Annotated in this window: 16 protein-coding genes; 7 read left to right on the forward strand and 9 right to left on the reverse strand. The window is 41.3% G+C overall.

Annotated features, from left to right (window positions below):
• Positions 1–231: 231 nt before the first annotated feature.
• The 3 genes from AB4128_RS04700 to ftsZ all read left to right on the forward strand — a co-directional run bounded on the left by AB4128_RS04700 (position 232) and on the right by ftsZ (position 3,801).
• Positions 232–1,404 (forward strand): endonuclease/exonuclease/phosphatase family protein, encoded by a 1,173-nt coding sequence (locus tag AB4128_RS04700; RefSeq protein WP_372037110.1) that lies wholly within the window; start codon positions 232–234, stop codon positions 1,402–1,404.
• A 143-nt stretch (positions 1,405–1,547) separates the two neighbouring features.
• The gene (locus AB4128_RS04705) at positions 1,548–2,555 is read left to right on the forward strand and encodes a helix-turn-helix transcriptional regulator (RefSeq protein WP_372037112.1); all 1,008 of its coding nucleotides are present in this window, start codon (positions 1,548–1,550) and stop codon (positions 2,553–2,555) included.
• Positions 2,556–2,607: 52 nt separating this feature from the next.
• Positions 2,608–3,801 (forward strand): cell division protein FtsZ, encoded by a 1,194-nt coding sequence (gene ftsZ, locus AB4128_RS04710; protein ID WP_372037114.1) that lies wholly within the window; start codon positions 2,608–2,610, stop codon positions 3,799–3,801.
• 150 nt (positions 3,802–3,951) lie between these two features.
• Here the strand turns inward: ftsZ and pepN are convergent, their stop codons facing one another.
• From pepN to AB4128_RS04740, 6 genes are all read right to left on the reverse strand, one after another.
• Positions 3,952–6,588, reverse strand: coding sequence for an aminopeptidase N (gene pepN / locus AB4128_RS04715; protein ID WP_372037116.1), 2,637 nt, complete (start codon positions 6,586–6,588; stop codon positions 3,952–3,954).
• 86 nt (positions 6,589–6,674) lie between these two features.
• Positions 6,675–7,268, reverse strand: coding sequence for a penicillin-binding protein activator LpoB (lpoB, locus tag AB4128_RS04720; RefSeq protein ID WP_174567611.1), 594 nt, complete (start codon positions 7,266–7,268; stop codon positions 6,675–6,677).
• Between the two features lie 39 nt (positions 7,269–7,307).
• On the reverse strand, positions 7,308–8,675 hold the full coding sequence (locus tag AB4128_RS04725) for a COG3014 family protein (RefSeq protein ID WP_055025111.1): 1,368 nt from the start codon (positions 8,673–8,675) through the stop codon (positions 7,308–7,310).
• A complete protein-coding gene (gene def, locus AB4128_RS04730) occupies positions 8,672–9,253 on the reverse strand; it encodes a peptide deformylase (RefSeq protein WP_080916645.1) in 582 nt (193 codons plus the stop codon). The genes AB4128_RS04725 and def overlap by 4 nt, the downstream gene beginning before the upstream one ends.
• A 133-nt stretch (positions 9,254–9,386) precedes the next feature.
• Complete coding sequence (locus tag AB4128_RS04735; protein ID WP_055025112.1) at positions 9,387–9,599, reverse strand: SlyX family protein; 213 nt, start codon at positions 9,597–9,599, stop codon at positions 9,387–9,389.
• 33 nt (positions 9,600–9,632) lie between these two features.
• On the reverse strand, positions 9,633–10,598 hold the full coding sequence (locus AB4128_RS04740) for a WD40 repeat domain-containing protein (protein ID WP_065109518.1): 966 nt from the start codon (positions 10,596–10,598) through the stop codon (positions 9,633–9,635).
• 149 nt (positions 10,599–10,747) lie between these two features.
• On the opposite strand from AB4128_RS04740, the gene fkpA reads away from it, so the two are divergent.
• Positions 10,748–11,506, forward strand: a complete 759-nt coding sequence (fkpA, locus tag AB4128_RS04745; protein WP_055025114.1) for an FKBP-type peptidyl-prolyl cis-trans isomerase — start codon at positions 10,748–10,750, stop codon at positions 11,504–11,506.
• Positions 11,507–11,584: 78 nt separating this feature from the next.
• Here the strand turns inward: fkpA and AB4128_RS04750 are convergent, their stop codons facing one another.
• A complete protein-coding gene (locus AB4128_RS04750; protein ID WP_080916640.1) occupies positions 11,585–12,553 on the reverse strand; it encodes a zinc transporter ZntB in 969 nt (322 codons plus the stop codon).
• Between the two features lie 193 nt (positions 12,554–12,746).
• On the opposite strand from AB4128_RS04750, the gene AB4128_RS04755 reads away from it, so the two are divergent.
• Positions 12,747–13,115 carry a YacL family protein gene (locus tag AB4128_RS04755; protein WP_055025116.1) on the forward strand — a complete coding sequence of 123 codons (369 nt, stop codon included), beginning with the start codon at positions 12,747–12,749 and terminating at the stop codon, positions 13,113–13,115.
• 97 nt (positions 13,116–13,212) lie between these two features.
• Here the strand turns inward: AB4128_RS04755 and AB4128_RS04760 are convergent, their stop codons facing one another.
• Complete coding sequence (locus AB4128_RS04760; protein ID WP_055025117.1) at positions 13,213–13,842, reverse strand: response regulator; 630 nt, start codon at positions 13,840–13,842, stop codon at positions 13,213–13,215.
• Positions 13,835–15,586, reverse strand: coding sequence for a nitrate/nitrite two-component system sensor histidine kinase NarQ (gene narQ, locus AB4128_RS04765; RefSeq protein ID WP_055025118.1), 1,752 nt, complete (start codon positions 15,584–15,586; stop codon positions 13,835–13,837). The genes AB4128_RS04760 and narQ overlap by 8 nt, the downstream gene beginning before the upstream one ends.
• A 243-nt stretch (positions 15,587–15,829) precedes the next feature.
• On the opposite strand from narQ, the gene nrfA reads away from it, so the two are divergent.
• Positions 15,830–17,230 carry an ammonia-forming nitrite reductase cytochrome c552 subunit gene (gene nrfA, locus AB4128_RS04770; RefSeq protein ID WP_055025119.1) on the forward strand — a complete coding sequence of 467 codons (1,401 nt, stop codon included), beginning with the start codon at positions 15,830–15,832 and terminating at the stop codon, positions 17,228–17,230.
• Between the two features lie 137 nt (positions 17,231–17,367).
• Positions 17,368–17,853: a GFA family protein gene (locus AB4128_RS04775; protein ID WP_372037118.1), complete on the forward strand. Its 486-nt coding sequence runs from the start codon at positions 17,368–17,370 to the stop codon at positions 17,851–17,853.
• Positions 17,854–17,954 lie beyond the last annotated feature (101 nt).

A 17,954-nucleotide genomic window follows, 5' to 3' on the forward strand; every position in this document is an offset into this window, starting at 1 on the left:
TTCCTCAAAATGTGTTTCTTAAACGAGCTATTTAATTTCTGTTTGATTGCTGAATTCAGGCGCTGATTTCGAGGGGTAATACGGCAATTGCTAATTTAGGATCATTTTTTTCTGCTGAAATTGTTCAGTTGAGATAAGTAAGACCATGCTGCATGGAAGCATAATTATCATCGACACTCGATCTTTTTAGTTTTAATCTGTAAGTAGAATAGGGTTCTTAAGGCATTTTTCGTGACTCAAAAAAGCAGTAACAATGAGCAAAAAAAATCACCAATGTTTAAAGTGGTTTCGTTTAATTTATTTAATTTTATTGAACCGCCATCAGCGTATTATGACTTTGAAAATATCTATTCTCATCAACAATGGCAGAAAAAATGCGGTTGGATTTGCGATTATTTAGCTGCGCATCAACCCGACATTATTGGTTTTCAGGAAGTGTTTAGTCCGGATGCATTAAAAGCGTTATTGGCACCATTAGGGTATCAATATTTTGTCGCTTTAGATGAGCCTAGTTTAATCAGTGATTATGTTTATCAAAGCCCTGTGGTAGCGATTGCATCCAAATATCCCATTATTGAATCCGCATTAGTGACACCTGATGCAGCCTTGTTTCCGCTTATGGGGATTGCTAATGACTTTAACTTTAGTCGTAAACCTTTACGGGCAAAAATTGCATTAGCTGAGTTTGGTGAGTGCGAGTGTTATGTGGTGCATTTAAAATCTAAACGCAGCGGCATGGGAGTCGATACTCTGGCCGAGTCAGGTATGCAAGGTGGTGCCGATTTAATGGCTCGCCAAGCACTTGGTAGTTGGGCGTCTAATATGCAACGTGGGAGTGAAGCGGCTTTATTGTTTAATGAAATCACCAAGCAGCGCACTGAAACTCAGCTGCCAGTAATATTAATGGGTGACTTTAATGACACGTTGCAAAGCACAGCATTAGAGGCTTTTAGAGCGAACGGTAAGCGGGTATTTCGTAATGATATTATCGATCCTAGCTTGAGATTATTGAACGATAAAATGTTAGCTGACGCTTTTGCTGAGTTTAGTTTGTTCGATACATATGAGCTGTTTCAGACCAAAAAAAAATTGAATGCTACTTTAGCGCAGGATGAGTATGAGTCAGGTTTGCATGATGAAGATTCCGATATTGCAGAAGACGTTTTACCACCTGTAGACCCTCTTAAATATGCACGCCAAGCAACTCACTATTTTGGCAATACTGGTTCAGTATTGGATTATATTTTGGCTTCATGTGAATTCGATGCTAGCCATCCTAAAAACCTTGCCGAAGTCAGTGATTATCAAACCCATGATCGTCACCTTGTGAGACCTGAATACGAGCGGGACAGTGACAGCACAGATCATGCGCCTATTATGATGACATTCACATTGCGAAGCTAACTCAGCTTGTCCAATACAACCTGTTTATTCTCATCTATCTCTATAAGTAACTTATTTATTTTTAAATAAAAATATTTTGCTGCGACAGATTTTGTCGCAGGTTAGTATTAAGCTAAATACTCTAGAAATGGAGATGATGCTTTATGCAGACCAATATTCAGCGGCAACTTGCCATGCTCGAACAAATACCTAATCACCCTAGGCGTATAACGGCGAATGAGTTGACAGATAGGCTCAATAGCCGAGATTTTGATGTCGGTTTAAGAACTGTGCAGCGCGAACTGAAAGCAATGTGTGACATGGGGTTATTTGGTCTTGAATTGGACGATCGCAATAAACCATTTGGTTGGTCAATTGCAGCTTGCTGGCGTGGGCTAAACCTGACCTTGATGGATCAACATATGGCGCTCGCATTTCATACGCTTAAGCACAGCGCCAGTCAGTTATTGCCTCCGCAAAGTTTAAAACAGCTTACGCCATATTTTGAACGAGCTGATCAAGTGTTGGCGAGCGATCCTAATAATCCATGGTTGTATTGGGCTTGCCGAGTTGCTCAGTTACCCAAGCCCTTTCCGCTTATTTACGCAGAGCAAGATCCAAAAGCGTTTGAGACGGTTCAGTATGCATTACTGCATAAGCGCCAGCTGGCTTGCCAAATTCAAAAAATGATTAAAGGTCAAAGTTATTGGATTAACTACGAACCGATAAATCCCGAAGGTATCACCATTTCAGAGGGGGTCGCTTTACTGGCTTTTACTGTTGGGTCTGCTCATGAAAAACGCTATGTTCAGTCTATCGAGCAATTAAGAGATATTCGCCTGCTTGAGACGCCAGCAATTACTCGAGATGATTTTGATATTGCTCGAACTGGTATTGATAATTCATCGACGTTAATTGATATAGAGTTACACGTATCGCCAAAAGCTAATTTCATCTTCCATCAATCTAAACTCAGCGAAAACCAAACCATTGAGTATTTATCAAGTGGACAATATAAGGTAAATGCCAGTGTGAGTGATACACCAAGACTAAGAGCTTTCTTATGGGAGATGGCTGACAACGTTGAAGTTATTGCTCCAGAAAGGCTCAGGGATCACTTTGTCCGTTTAATTAATAAAATGTCCAGGCAGTATCAAAACGTTACGACTTAGTTTGTCGCACCTTGAGGTTAGGCTATTGATAACATCGTAAGGAGAGTGACTTATGTTAGATATTAAGCCTAAACATCCCCAAGCCCCTTGTATTGCGGTCTTTGGCGTCGGAGGTTGTGGATGCAATACCATTAATCAATTAAGCCAGTCTTCATTAAGTGACAATGTCGTGCTGATTGCTGTGAATACCGATGCGCAATCACTGGCCGTATCAGCGTGCAGCTCACGCCTACAAATCGGCACCGAAGTGACAAAAGGTTTGGGTGCCGGCGCCGATCCTCAAAAGGGATATGCAGCGGCGCAAGAGTCTGAAGAACAATTAAGAGAGCATATCCAGCAAGCTGATGTCATTTTCATCACCGGTGGTATGGGAGGCGGAACAGGAACGGGTGCGGTTCCTTTTATTGCCTCCTTAGCAGCAGAATTAAATAAGCCTTTGGTTGCTGTGGTTACCACGCCATTTAGCTTTGAGGGGCTGCAACGAAACCAACTGGCAAAAGAAGGCATAGATAGTTTGATGCAGCACGCATCGGCAGTGATTGTGTTGCCTAATGATAAGCTTGCTAAAACCTTGGATAAAAAGATTACTTTAGTGAATGCTTTTTTCGAAAGTAATCGAATTTTGCAGGATGTTTTAGCGGGATTAACGACCATTATTAGTCAGTCTGGACTGATTAATATCGATTTAAATGATTTTATTACCGTAGTTAGCCATCGAGGCCGCGCGGCGATGGGGGTGGCAAGGCAAGCTGCTGATGAAGAGTTACAGCACACCATCAAAAAGTCGCTGAAAAATCCATTATTGGAAGATATTGATTTAACTTCTGCAAAAGGTGCCATTGTCAGTGTCATGGCTACAGAGCAAATCGAGCTTAGTCAGTACCATAAAATAGGTGAAGTATTACAACAAGCGTTAGCTGATAAAGCGGTGGTCATTATTGGGCTGACTATTGTCCCTGAACTTGAATCTGAGCTTGAGTTAATGGTGATTGCAACAGGTATTGGAGACAAAGAGGCAAATAAAGAGGAAAAGGAAGCGGCAGGTGGAATAGGAGATACAGTAGCAAGCAATACTGATGAGAGGTTCGGCCAATCAGAATTATTGAACCTACATGATTTTTTAGCCGAAAAATCACAAAATCCTCAAACGACATCATATTCATCTTCTGAGTTTGATACCCCGACGATAACCCGTCGCTCCCCAAACAGGGTTTTTAAGCGATGCCTTAATGATGGTGCAGCTTAGTTATTTTTTAGTTAGTAATAAATGACAAGAAAATGGTTTGAATGGCTTTAATGGTTTTTTGCCATAGATTACAAGAGGTTTCGCCTCAATAAAACAATGCCGTTTCTATGAAGAAACGGCATTTGATATGTTAGCGATTTCAACAATAACTTATTGATTCAGCATTTCACTGATTTTCACGCACCCTTGTTCTTTTTGGCGTACCTCAAGTAGTGCGCGACGCGTCATTTGAGATAAGCCCGTTTCGGTGTCTAATACTCGGTTGATGGCTGCAATATTGGCATTGTTGCAAGCTGTTGGGATTAACGCGCGATTGTAAGCCCGCATAAATACTGGGCCCTTTTTATCTGTTTCTGCAATATTGGCTAAGCGCTCTTCTGCCGTTGCTGCACTGAGTAGCTTTTGTTCACTTGGGTATAAATAATTCATCGCCACCCGTAACTTAGAGAAAGGCATGTCTGTATCGTGTTCAATATTGTGCAGCCATTGGCGCTTTATTTGCGCTTGTGGCCGACTGACTTCTGCCGCTATTGCAGATTTTTGGCCGCTATCAGAACTGTCTGCTTGCTTCTCTCTTGTAAGTAGTTTGGCACTATTTGGGTAATCATAACGGTTAAGTTGGATAATGATTTTCCAGCGTAGATCTTGGTTAATATTCAAGCCTCTTATCGCACTATGGCCGCTAAGAAGATCGGCTAAATGATCTAATGCGTCACGACTGTTCGCCATGGCGATATAACTATCAAACCAGCGACGTTGGAAGTCAGGGTTATCATGATGCTGCATAGCCATACGTAAGCTCATTTGGCTCAGCGCGCGGTTAACTTTTTGTGCATAGGCTTGATGATTCGGCGCCATACTGTTCAGGTATCGTTGTGCTTGTTTCAAGTTGCCGATAACTTGCCCTAAAATAGTGTAATCCTGCTCCTTAGGAGCATTAACCAGTGCAACATTGATAAATTGTTTTAAAGACGCTTTTCCATCAGCAACACTATCCCACATGCTCTGCCATAACATTGACCTAAGCAACGGATCGTTGACTTTACTTAGCTGCTCTTTAGCGGTTTGAAATGACTGCTCATCGAGAGTCACCTTAACGTAGCCCCAATCATCAAAGTTTGGGTAAACCAAATTAGGACAGTGCTTACCAATAAGCTCTGGCACTGCAGTTTTCTCACCTTTATAAGTCACGGCAACTTTAGGACCTGAGTGGACAGAATAACGACTAACATTGAATAGGGCGACTTGAACTCGTTGCTCTCGTAAAGTTGGTAGCTCGTTGCTTGGCGCAGTTTGCAGTAAATTGAATTGGCTTATGTGGCCATTTTCACAACGAAAATCTGCTTCAAGTGTGTTAACACCAGCTTGATATAGCCACGCTTGAGTCCATTGAGATAAATCTCGGTTACTGGCTTGTGCCAAGCTGCCAATAAAGTCATCGAGCTCAGCATTTTGGTAACTGTATTTTTCTAGGTACTGCTGAACCCCTTGCTGAAAAGTGTCCTCACCCAGTAAGTGACGTAATTGCTTTAGTGTTGATGCCCCTTTGTAATAGGTAATTGCATCAATATTATCAAATGCATTCATGCTGGTGGGGACTGGGACTTCTATTGGGTGAGTCGTCACTAAGCTATCTTGACGATAAGCGCTTTGTTTTCCATGGGCGTAAAATGTACGCCATGCATGGGTAAACTCAGTGGCTTCACTGGTTGCTAAGGTACCCATAAATGATGCAAAGCTTTCATTTAACCATAAGCCATTCCACCATTTCATCGTGACTAAATCACCAAACCATTGGTGAGCCATTTCATGCATAATAACCCCAGCAAGTCGCTGCTTTTGCGCTGCGGTCATCGTGTCTTTATACATGAATCGGTTTTCTGCAAAGGTGACTGCTGCTGCATTCTCCATTGCACCATATAAAAAGTCTGGCACTAATAATTGGTCATATTTTTTGAAAGGGTATTCGATGCCAAAGTAGTCATCAAAAAAGGTTAGGCCTTGCTTAGTGTAGGTAAACCAGTCCTTCGCGGTGACTTGCTCGGCGACAGACTGCCTAGCAAATAATCGCATCGGGTATTTGCCACTATTATCTTCCCAAACATGGTAAGGCCCTGCGTGCATAGAAAAGTTATATGGGCTTAATTTAGGGGTAACTGGAAAACTCCAAACATTGCTATCTGCTTGTTCGTCGATTTGTGTTTCACGCATGGTACTAATGACATGCCAATCTTTAGGCGCTGTGACGCTAATCTTATAGGTGGCTTTTAAGTCTGGTTGGTCAAATACGGCAAACATTTGTTGAGCTGCTGCTGGTTCAAAGTGTGAATAGAGATAAACTTTGTTATCTACAGGGTCAACAAAACGGTGTAAGCCTTCACCGTTGGTGCTATGTTCACGGCTATATTCCACTTCAATGGTATTGCGCCCCGTACTTAATAGCTGAGGGTTAATGGTGAGGTAAGCATCATTGTAGTTGGGGTAGATTGCTTTGCCATTCACCACAAATTTACTGATGTTGGCTTTGTTTAAGTCCAGTGTAAGCGGCTCTTTATTATTGCTGAGGATAAAGTCTACTGTTGTATTTGCATTAAAATGAGTGTCGCCAGTTAATGTAAATTGAAGTTGGTAGTTGACTTCAGAAATGATAGTTGAGCGAGCCATCGCTTGTTGCTGACTAATATTAGCGCTGCCATCTCGCTCAGTAAGACCGATATTGGATGTACTTGAGCAAGCAAACAGGCCGGCACAAGTTAGCGCGACGATTGACGACTTAAACAATTTCACTTTTTCTTCCCTAAATTTATTATTGTTATATTCACGGTTATAAAAAAGCCGACTCAAGGTCGGCTAAATTTTATGGTATCAGAGGTTTATAGACCTAAGAAAGACTTAGATTTTACTTTACGAATTTCTTTTTCATCAGACCACTCGATTAGACCTGTTTCTAGATCCATTAGGCGCATAGTCATTTTGTAGTAAACATCTTTTGTGCTGCCATCTTGTTTTACGATGCTAGATAAGTTGCCGTAAAGCATGTATTGCGCACCAACTTGGCGACCAAACTTTATCGCTGTTGATGGGTCAACCATACCAGCATTGTTTTGGTAATCTAGCTGCTTACGCACAGCATCCACTTTCGTCATATCGATAAAACGGAACTTGCCTGAGCGAAGTAACTTGTTGCTGATAGTGTCAGTAACAGATTCTGTATCAATATGCTCTGAGGTTTTATTTTTAATTTTGTCGACGAAGATAATTGGGCGATCGTTTTGAGTCATTACAATCACTGGTGGGAAGGTCAACATGCTATCAACCATTTTAGCAGCAATAGCTTGCAAATCCGTTGAGCCAAAGTTTTCATTGACGGTTTCTACTTCAGTTGCGTCGCCATACTCAACCTTAGATTGACAAGCTGATAGCCCGATTGCAGCGGCTAAAACAAAAATCAGTTTAAAATGTTTCATAGTAAGTTCCATATTGAATATGACTTATAAATAGTCGAGTTAGATAATTATTGAATAAAAACGGGTTTGATTTCCAGTCTCTATCACCCAAATTAATGTTGCACGGTTTGGTTTTACATCAATTTTAGCCGCAGGACTGTTGCCTAAACGGATTTGATACTCGCCTGGCTCTATGTACTGGCGGGCAATTTGTGCTTGTCGAGGCAAGGTTAACCAACTTCGTCTGTCAGCTTGCTCTGTCACAACGTTAAAAATTTGCATTAATATTGCCGCCGCATCTGCTTCGTTATTACGGCGTTTACTGCCACTTTCGACGCTTCGAGTCATTTCAGACTTAGTATAGACCCGCGCAGCTTGACGCACCAAGGCTGCAGGTAAATCTTCTTTTAATGCATTAATTGCTAAGGCATCGATATTGGCAATAGGTTCCGCTTTTAATACGGTTCCGAGCCCTTGGATTGTGGATGGTGCAATTTGTTGCCTATGGGGCTGGTAAGTTGCAAGTGACACGGTTTGCCAGTTGCCATCGATAGTGAAGGGGACCGTTAGGCTTTGTTTTTCTGGTACAAAGCCTTTTTCAACCACCATAACCACTTGGCCTTGACCTTTTTTAGGTAAAATAGCATCACCCCAACGACGTTTAAATTCATCATATTGCGGCATGGAAAGTTGCTTGGCGAGTCTAACTAGGTCTTGTTGCAAGTACTTATTATTGGGAGTGATTTGAGCGGCTTTTCGGTAGTCAATGTACGCATCGTTAGGCTCACCTAATAACTCATGCAACAAGCCAGTGGTGTAATAACTGTAAGCATTCAAAAACGAGCTAGTGACAGTACCTGTCGCTTGGTCTAGTTTGTTAATTTCGCTATCAATCGTACCGTTAGCCATTGCTCTAACTGACTTTTGAGATTTTTGGTAGCGTGCTTGTTCACTGCTTTGCAGTTGGTTACTGCGGCGAACTTCGACTAATGCACCCTGTGCATCGCCAGAAAAGAGATAATTAAAGGCTTGATATTGATGCACCATAATGCGCTCATAACCCGGTCCACGATAAGGGATGGCATTATCGTTTAATACTAAACTACTGGCGGTGGCAGTCAGATCAGAGGCGCTAATTGTGGCTCTGTCATCAAAGGCTTTATAAGCGCTAATCGCTTGTTCATAGTAGGTTTTACTGGCTTCAAAGTTACCAGAGACTTGAGCGACTCTCCCCGCTTCTTGTGCATACAACAAGCCATCGTTACTGTCGATTTGTGCTGCTAGCTCAGGCAGTTTGGCTGCAGGTGAGGGACTGGCTAGGTTTTGTTTTATCGGCGCAATTTGAGATGGATAATTAATTAAAACGCTATTATATGCGCAGCCAGTTAAGCTGAAACAGATTAAGGCAATACTGAGCAATTTATTCATTGGCTCACACCTTGCCCGTCGAGTGATGGAGAATGTAAGTTATTGTATGACTGGTTGGGTATCGGAAAGTCAGCTTGATTGACATATTGCAGTTCTGGCATCTTGACCCGTTCAAGCAAGGTAATACCTTGCAAATGGTCAAACTCATGTTGAAAAATTCGTGCGATAAAACCGTCCAATTGCTGCTCGATACTATCGCCTTGAAGTGACTGATAACGAACAGTGATGCTTTTATGACGTGTTACTTCAAGACGTTGTCCCGCTATAGATAAACAGCCTTCATTCTCTGTTTCCATTTCATCAGACACCGCAATAATTTGCGGGTTAATCACCACAGTCGCTTGGGTGAGTGGCGCGCCAGGATAACGAGAGTTAGGTTTAGAATGCATGATGAAGATAGCTAAATTACTGAAAACTTGTGGGGCTGCAATCCCCACTCCATGAGCCGCGTTCATTGTTGCTATCATATTGTTAGCAAGCTGAACCAAAGCTTGATCAAATGTCACCACAGCTTGTGTTTGGCGGGTTAAAATTGTTTCGCCAGTTTGGGCTATTGTCATGATGTCACTTGCAGGCATAACGTTCCTTAAATGTTTGCAGTTAATCTTGTATAACTTAGGTGTAGCACAAGCTTACATCTCGTTTTGCTTAGGACACCTTAGTTTTTGATTTCATGAGTAATCAATGTAACAAATAAAATGCAATGACACATTAATAGTGTGGCGGCGGTGTTTCTTCTGCTTGGGTTGCCATATTGCTTGGCTCCATCGCTTGCAGTTTATTGACGATTAATGACATTTGATGTTGTTGGAACGCAACTAAATCATTTAATTTAATGACTTCTTGGTTTAGCTCTTCGATTGTTGAATCTTGAAAAGCGATTTTCATTTCTAAATCATCAATTTTTTGTTGCATATCTTGCATGTTTTTCTCTCACATTGATGGGGATGAATTGCTTTAAGGTAGAGGTCCCCATGACTCAACTAAACCTTGATTACTGATACTGACTAAATTTTGCTGAGCATCACTTGCAATAGAGTATACAACGGCGCCTCTATTTTGACTGTTTTTAGTTAACTGAATTTGTCTATTGGCCAGTTTTTTACCCGATTGCACCTGCCAAAGGATAATTTCTTTTGAGGGTGACCCTGTGACGAGTATTTTATCCTGATGAATAAATCTAGCACTGCTGAAGGTCATTTGACGGCGGTTAATGGCTAATGAAGTGACTTCTTTGCCATCGCTGTTGTTATAGATATTTCCATTTCCGGTAATATCACTCGCGAAACTGAGTGAGCCACTTTGATTTAATTGCACTTTGCCGATACGAGAGCTGAACTGCCATTGGTGAATCGGTTGCCCTGTAGTGGCTTGCCATAAAATGACTTGTCCGTCATTAGAGCCTGTTAATGCACGTTGGCCATCTGCCGAAATAGAGACACTCGAGACGCGCTCATTATGGCCTAAAAACTTAATGAGACTTTGCTCAGGTGCTAGTGACATGACAGAACCATCAATTAATCCCACTAACGTTTGGGCGTTGTTGGCAATCGCAACAGACTGTGCCGATGCTGGCAGTGACCACCAACCGATAGATTGACCAGTTTCGACATTCCAAATGGCTAATGAATCGGTTGTGAGTGTTGCTGCATAGTGAGCATTGGCTGAAAATGCAGTATCAAACACATTATTGATAGTATTATCGGCCTTGTTACTGTGTTGCCAGCGATATTTTAAGCTTTCTTCCTTGAGATCCCATAATTGAACCCCATTACTTGAAGTACTGACGAGGGCAAGCTGCGCATCTTGAGACAAGCTCGCACTATAACTCGAGTCAGTCGTAATACTAAAGACGTTATCAGCCTTGGGCTGACAGGCTGTCAGTGAGCAAATGCATAAAATCAGCATAATTAGTCGAAACATGAACTTGCTCCTATAAAAGTTGTCTTAATGGCTGCGTTATCATTCAGGCCATTGCTAAAAACACTTTATTTAGTATAAAGTGGCCAAATATATACAAAATTTTTACCTACCGGTTATTGTAACCGCTAAAGGACGCTGAGGAAGCTTTAATGAAATCTATTTACAAATTATCGTTAGTTGCATTGGCTGTTGTTGGTCTTACTGCATGTAACCAAGAACAAGAAGTTGTTGCCAAGAAAGTTGAATTAACAACTGATGCACAAAAAGAAGCTTACAGTGTTGGTGGCTCAATTGGTCGTTACATGGCAGGTCATATTACTGAACAAGAAGAACTAGGTTTTGCTGTTGATCGTGCTCTTGTTATTCAAGGTTTCAGTGATGGACTAGCTGATACGCTTGAGTTAACTGAAGAAGAAATGCAAACAGTACTTCAAGGACTTGATGCTAAGCTAAGTGAAAAACGTACAGAGCAAGCAGAGTTAATGGCGAGCAAAGCAGTTGAGGAAGGTAAAAAGTTCCTAGAAACTAACAAGGCGAAAGAAGGCGTTGTTACAACTGAATCTGGTTTACAATACGAAGTATTAGAAGCGGGTGAAGGCGAAACGCCAGTTGCTGAAGATACGGTTGAAGTACATTACAAAGGTACGTTAATTGATGGTACTGAGTTCGATAGCTCATACAGCCGTGGCGAACCAGCTAAATTCCCATTAAACCGTGTTATTCCTGGTTGGACTGAAGGTGTTCAGTTAATGCCTGTTGGCGCTAAGTACAAGTTCGTTATCCCATCAGAACTTGCTTACGGCGAACGTGATACTGGTACTATTCCAGCTAATTCAACTTTAGTATTTGAAGTTGAGTTACTTTCAATCGAGAAAGCACAAACTGAAGAAGCGCCAGCTGCTCAGTAATTGTGATTAAAAGAAAAGGACGCTGAGCGCGTCCTTTTTTATGCCTAAATACTGGCTGAACATTTATCTACATTGGCTTTATAACCACTTGAGGCGATAAAAAAGCCACATTTGCAGCGCAATAAGAACAATTAATCCCGCACAAAATGCCGAGAAAGCCCAAGGGATGTCAGTGCCTGGAATACCACCAATATTGACCCCTAGTAACCCAGTTAAAAAACCTAATGGTAGAAACACCGCAGAGATTAACGAAAGAAAATATAACCGTTTATTAAGCTGCTCTGACTGCTGAGATTGTAATTGCTCTTGAGTTACGCTCGCTCTATCACGCACAGCATCAAGATCTTCAATGACTCTGATTAAGGTTTCATTTATCTCACGTATGCGTAATTTGTGCTCATTATCAAACAGGAAATGACTATCATTGAGCAGTCGCGATAATGCGTCTCTTTGAGGTGAGAAGTAACGCCTTAGGGTCACTGTTTGTTTTCTTAATTCAGCAATATCCACTCGCAGCGTTGCCGCGCTAGGTAAGGTGATTTGATCGTCTAAGGTGTCGAGTTCATCTTCAAGGTTATGGATTAACTCCATTTTTCTTTCGGTTAATCGTTCGCACAAAGACACTAAAAAGTTAGCACTCGAGTTAATACTATTAGGGTGGTTAATGATCTGCTCGGCAATATCTTTAACCGATTGCAGTTGGCGCTCACAGGTGGAGATAATACGATGTTGCTGGGCATAGATTCGCATCGATACCATATCTTCAGGCGCTGAATTAGGATTAAGGTTTATGCCGCGCAGTGCCATTAAAATACCATCAGGAGAGCTCAATGTACGAGGGCGAGTGTGCTCTGCTAATAATGTGTCAGTTTCGGTTTGAGGCAACTGGGCGTTAATGATCCATTGTTGAGCGTCAGGATGGCTATAACGAAGATGCACCCAAAGTAATCCGTCATTAGGTTGCCATTGTTCAAGCTCACTTGCTGATAAACTTTTACCCGCATTCGATCCCGTTAACAATAAGCAATATATAAAGCCTGTATCCATAGGTATCCTTGTATCCTATTGTTGTAGCATTATTTATTTGGGGTTTAATCCTTAATGAAAATAATATTAGCATTGAAGGTGAAATACAGTGAATTTATTCAGTCAGGACATTTTCATTATTTACATGTCTTAACTAAGCAGGTTTCCGGAATTTCGGTTAAAATAGAACAAAGCCTTATAGTTGAGTTTTATCATGGAATACGAGTTTCGCCGTAACAGTTTAGACGGCACTGTGTTTGCTGAATTTAGCATGGAGCATGCCATATTAGGGCGTTTTTTTGCTGAGCAATTGGCTACTGATGTTAATCGTTGCGAAGCGATATTAGCTCAAATCGAGCTTATTCGTGCGAGTAAGAAAAATGAATGGTTAATGCAAAGCGAAGACTTAGCTATGGTCATTGATAGTGAACAGGTTAGAGTGTTTGTTAACGCAATTGATTTTGACGAAGACTTTGAGCTAGAAGAGGCGATGAGCATGTATGATGCGGAGTCAGAATCGTTTTGCGGGCTTGAGGATTTTGAAACAGCGCTAAAAAGCTGGATTTCGTTTATTAAGCAATAGCGGTTTGCTTACACGAGCAACAGATAAAGTATTCAATGTTTACATTTCAATAAAAAGGCGAACCTAAGGGTTCGCCTTTTTTGAGTCAGTTTGAAGGCTAATGGTTTAAATATCTTACTGCCATTTCTGTACGGGATTTTGCATTTGCTTTACGGAGTAAGTTTTTAACATGCACTTTTACTGTGCCTTCACTGATGTGTAGCGCCTCTGCGACAACACGATTACTCTTGCCTTCTGCTAACTCTTTAAGGATTTGCAGCTCACGTGGTGTGAGCGATGCTATCCACGTTTCATCATTGTCAGCATTTTTCAGCTCGTAAATATACTCTTCAACTTCGTCGCTGATCACACGATGACCTAGCATGGCTTTTTTAAGTTGCTCAAGTAATAAATCAGGCTCAGTGTCTTTGAGTAAGTATCCGTCAGCGCCAGCTCGCAGCAGACGAACAACATCTTGTTTGGCATCTGATACAGTTAAAATAACAATGCGGGCTGTTACTCCTTCTTGGCGCATTGCATTAAGTGTATCTAAGCCTGACATGCCCTTCATATTTAAGTCGAGCAGAATAATATCCGGCTCGTCTTCACCGATGGCGGTTAACGCATCCAATCCCGTTCCTGCTTCACCAAACAGTTTAAAATCACCGTCTGAGGTTATTAACTGACAAATACCACGTCGAAGAAGCGGGTGGTCATCTACTACTAATACTGAATAAGGTTTACCCATTTAGAGGCTCCTGCTGGGGTGGAAATACGAGAGAGACTGTTGTGCCGCCCTTCGGATTATTATCAAACTTGACGCTGCCATGCAGTTTAGTTGCACGTTCATGCATGATCCCAATACCAAAATGCTGATCTCGTTCTTTTAGATGCGACACGCCAATTCCATCATCCTTGATATTGATGTGTATCATATCAGAATCTGCCAAAAAACAATCAATTTCTATTTTTGAAGGTTTTGCATGCTTGATCGCGTTGATTGTTGCTTCACGTGTCAGTTGTAAAACATGGATATGTTGTTTCGCTGCTAGTAAGTGTGGTGAGAGCTGATAGTTAAGATTAATTTCAATACCAGACTGCTTACGCAATTGGCTTAACATCACTTCAATTGCTTGGCCTAAATTAGGATCTTTGATGGTTAATCTAAAGGTTGATAAAAGTTCTCTAAGCTGGCCGTATGCGGTGCTGACTCCATCATTAATATCTATCAGCTGGGTTTCAACTTTGTCAGTAATACAATTGGGGTCCATTTGTTTGCGTAACAAACTGACTTGAATTTTTAAATAGGAGAGAAGTTGTCCTAATGAATCATGGAGTTCTCTGGCTATTACCGCTCGTTCTTCCATTAATGCTAGCTGCTGTCTTTCCTCTGTCGCATTATGAATAACAATTGAACGGGTTAGCATCATAGCAAAATTAACAAATAGCATATTATTGAGTGGTTTATGCGAAATCACCTCAATATAACCTAAGCTTTTATCTTCTAATTGTAGGTTATATTTTACCGGTTTAATTTGTGCTTCTTGGGTTGTATCAGCAGTGTGTTCTTGCTTGTTGGTATCAATCCAGCCGTTGTCTGCTTCAATACAATCGACCGAGTTATCAACATGTTCAATAACCAGTCTGACATAATCTAAATCTTCAAACTGTTGTAAATGAGTGAGTGCTGAACTGAGTGATTTATAATCTAAGCTGTCGGCGTGAAGTCGAATAAGGTTGTCGTATAAGAAGCTTAATTCATTATTTGCACGGGTTAACGCAATGGTTTTGTCATTCACTTGTCCCTCAAGATCTTGATATAGAGTATCGAGCTCAGAGGCGGTTTTTTTGAAAGCTTCCCCTAGTGCATGCAGCTCTACATATTCTGTCTGAGGTACATCAACCTTGAAATTGCCCTTAGATATCGCGTTGGCGACATCCATCAATTGGAGTATAGGCTCTACCATTCTGATACGAGTGTATCGGGTAGCTGCGGTGGCAACAATCAACATTAAAAATAACCCGATGATTTGGCCTATGACCAAAATACGCAGTTTGAGGGCTGCAAAGCGCTCCATTTCAAGCACTAATAAATCAATCGTATCAACGAAATTTTTTAACGAAGCTGAGTACAAATCTTGTCGATTATTTTCAATGTGGGAGCGCATTTGTTCCCACTTATTGATGACCAATAAATATTGCTGTGACAAGTCATCAGGACTGTACCAAGTTAATGAGCGTTCTAACGCTTCAGAGTGGAGTGTTGCTTCGAATAAACTTATCTTTTCATTCAGTAATTTCTCATCTCTGTCTAAAAATAATTTTAACCGATAACTTTGCATACGGAGCGAGCCTGATGCATTGATTGCTCGGGCATCACCAATACTGAAAGTAAGGTTGATAATTGAATACACCGCCAAGCTGGAAGAAATGAAAATTAGGACTAACATTAGTCTAAGAATAGTGGAGGTTAGGCTGCCTCGTTTTGTCATTTTAAATCCAACTTTGGTTTGTTTTTAATGCTCATAATAGCCAAATATTACTTTAGCGATGACTGTTTTATATTAACAGATAATCAAAAATGTGATGTACAACATATTAACATGTTGATCTAGCGCAAGCTTATTGTTCAATACTCATAAAGGGGTATTCTTAATTTAACCTTAAATGGATAAGTTTGTTCATGGAGATGTCGTGAATATTTAAAATAAAATGTAACACGGAGATGAACGGTGATGAAGATGAAAGGAAGAGTTATTGCGCTTAGCGCATTGATGGCAACCAGTTTTATGATGACTAGTGCAATGGCTAGTGATAAGACTGAACCTCGTAACGATGTTTACAAGGACAAGTATAAGCAGCAATTTGAAAGCTGGCACGCAACGTCAGAAAGTACTGAAATTGTTGATGTGCTAGAAGAAGATCCAAACCTAGTTGTGTTATGGGCAGGTTACGGGTTTGCTAAAGATTACAATAAAGCACGTGGTCACCACTATGCTGTAACTGATGTGCGTAACACTTTACGTACTGGTGCACCAACTGGACCAGATGATGGCCCAATGCCTATGGCTTGTTGGAGCTGTAAAAGCCCTGACGTACCTCGCATGATTGAAGAGCAAGGTGAAGACGGTTACTTCAAAGGTAAATGGGCTAAAGGCGGTCCTGAAATCGTTAACACTATCGGTTGTAGTGATTGTCACGTAAAAGGTTCACCAAAATTACGTATTTCTCGTCCATATGTTGACCGTGCTTTAGAAGCCATTGATAAGCCATTTGATAAAGCTTCTCGTAAAGACAAGCAATCAATGGTTTGTGGTCAGTGTCACGTTGAATACTACTTTGAGAAAACAGCTGACCGTAAAGGTTATGTGAAATTCCCATGGGATAACGGTACCACTGTTGAAGAAATGGAAGTGTACTATGACGCAATCAACTTTGCTGATTGGACTCACGCAATTTCTAAAACACCTATGTTAAAAGCACAGCACCCTGGTTATGAAACTTGGATGTTAGGTATGCACGGTAAAAACAACGTAAGTTGTACTGACTGTCACATGCCACGTGTTGCTAAAGCAAACGGTAAAGGTAAGTTCACAGACCATAAAGTGGGTAACCCATTTGATCGTTTCGACGAAACTTGTGCAACTTGTCATGAAGGCAAAACAAAAGAGTTCATGATGGAAGTAACACATGAGAATCAAAAAAGTGTTACTGAAATTAAGCTAAGAGCTGAAACTCAGCTTGTACACGCTCACTTCGAAGCGGGTGCAGCTTGGGATGCTGGTGCGACTGAAGCGGAAATGAAACCTATCTTAACTGATATCCGTCATAGTCAATGGCGTTGGGACTTTGCAACTGCATCTCACGGTGTTGCTGCTCATGCTCCAGCTGAAGCATTACGTATTCTAGGTGGCGCAGTTGATAAAGCAGCTGATGCGCGTATTAAGTTAGCGCAATTACTTGCAGCTAAAGGCGTTAAAATGCCAATCGCTATTCCAGATATCTCGACTAAAGCTAAAGCACAAAAAGCCTTAGGTATGGACATGGATAAGATGAATGCTGATAAGCAAAAATTCTTAAAAGACCTTGTTCCACAATGGGATGCTGAAGCTAAAAAGCGTGAAGCAACTTACTAATAACACGATGTAATTAACATTAGTGTTGAGATAAAAAGCCCTCTTAGAGGGCTTTTTTTTGGGCTTTAAAACCATTCATTATCATGTTACTACTATCTGATAGAGCATAAGGAATGACGACAACGCGGGGGCGTAACATGAGTGATAATCACACCAATACTGAAGAAAAGGAAACTCCAAGCAGTCAAGATGTTACTGGATCTGAGCTGAGCCGCGGCTCTGATGATTTTATACATCAAGGAGGATGTTTATGCGGTGCAATTCGCTATCAGATTACACATCGACCTTTTGACGCGGATTATTGCCATTGCAGTCAATGTCAAAAATCTTCCGGTGCTGTGTTTCAAGCGTGGATGGATTTTAAGGTTGAGCAGGTCGAGTGGATTGCGGGCAAGCCCGTCGAATTTGCCTCTTCTGAACATGTTCGCCGAGGTTTTTGTCAGCAATGTGGCTGTACAATAAGTTTTAGAGATACTCGCCACCCAGGCTACTATACTTTGACCATTGGCTCGCTAGACAACCCAAACCTTATTCACCCGAATTACCATATTTATACAGCGAACCAAGTGAGTTGGCTTAATATTCTTGATACCTGCGAGCGCTACCCGCTGGATCGCAGTTAATTACTCAAAAAGCTGCCTTGTTAGGCTTATCGGCGCATTGCTTGCTGGCTAGGTTACAACGTCTCTAATTAGAGGCTATAACGCTAAGCTTGTTATGGTGA

It is taken from the genome of Shewanella sp. 10N.286.52.A9 (genome assembly GCF_041468985.1).
Lineage (GTDB): Bacteria > Pseudomonadota > Gammaproteobacteria > Enterobacterales > Shewanellaceae > Shewanella > Shewanella japonica.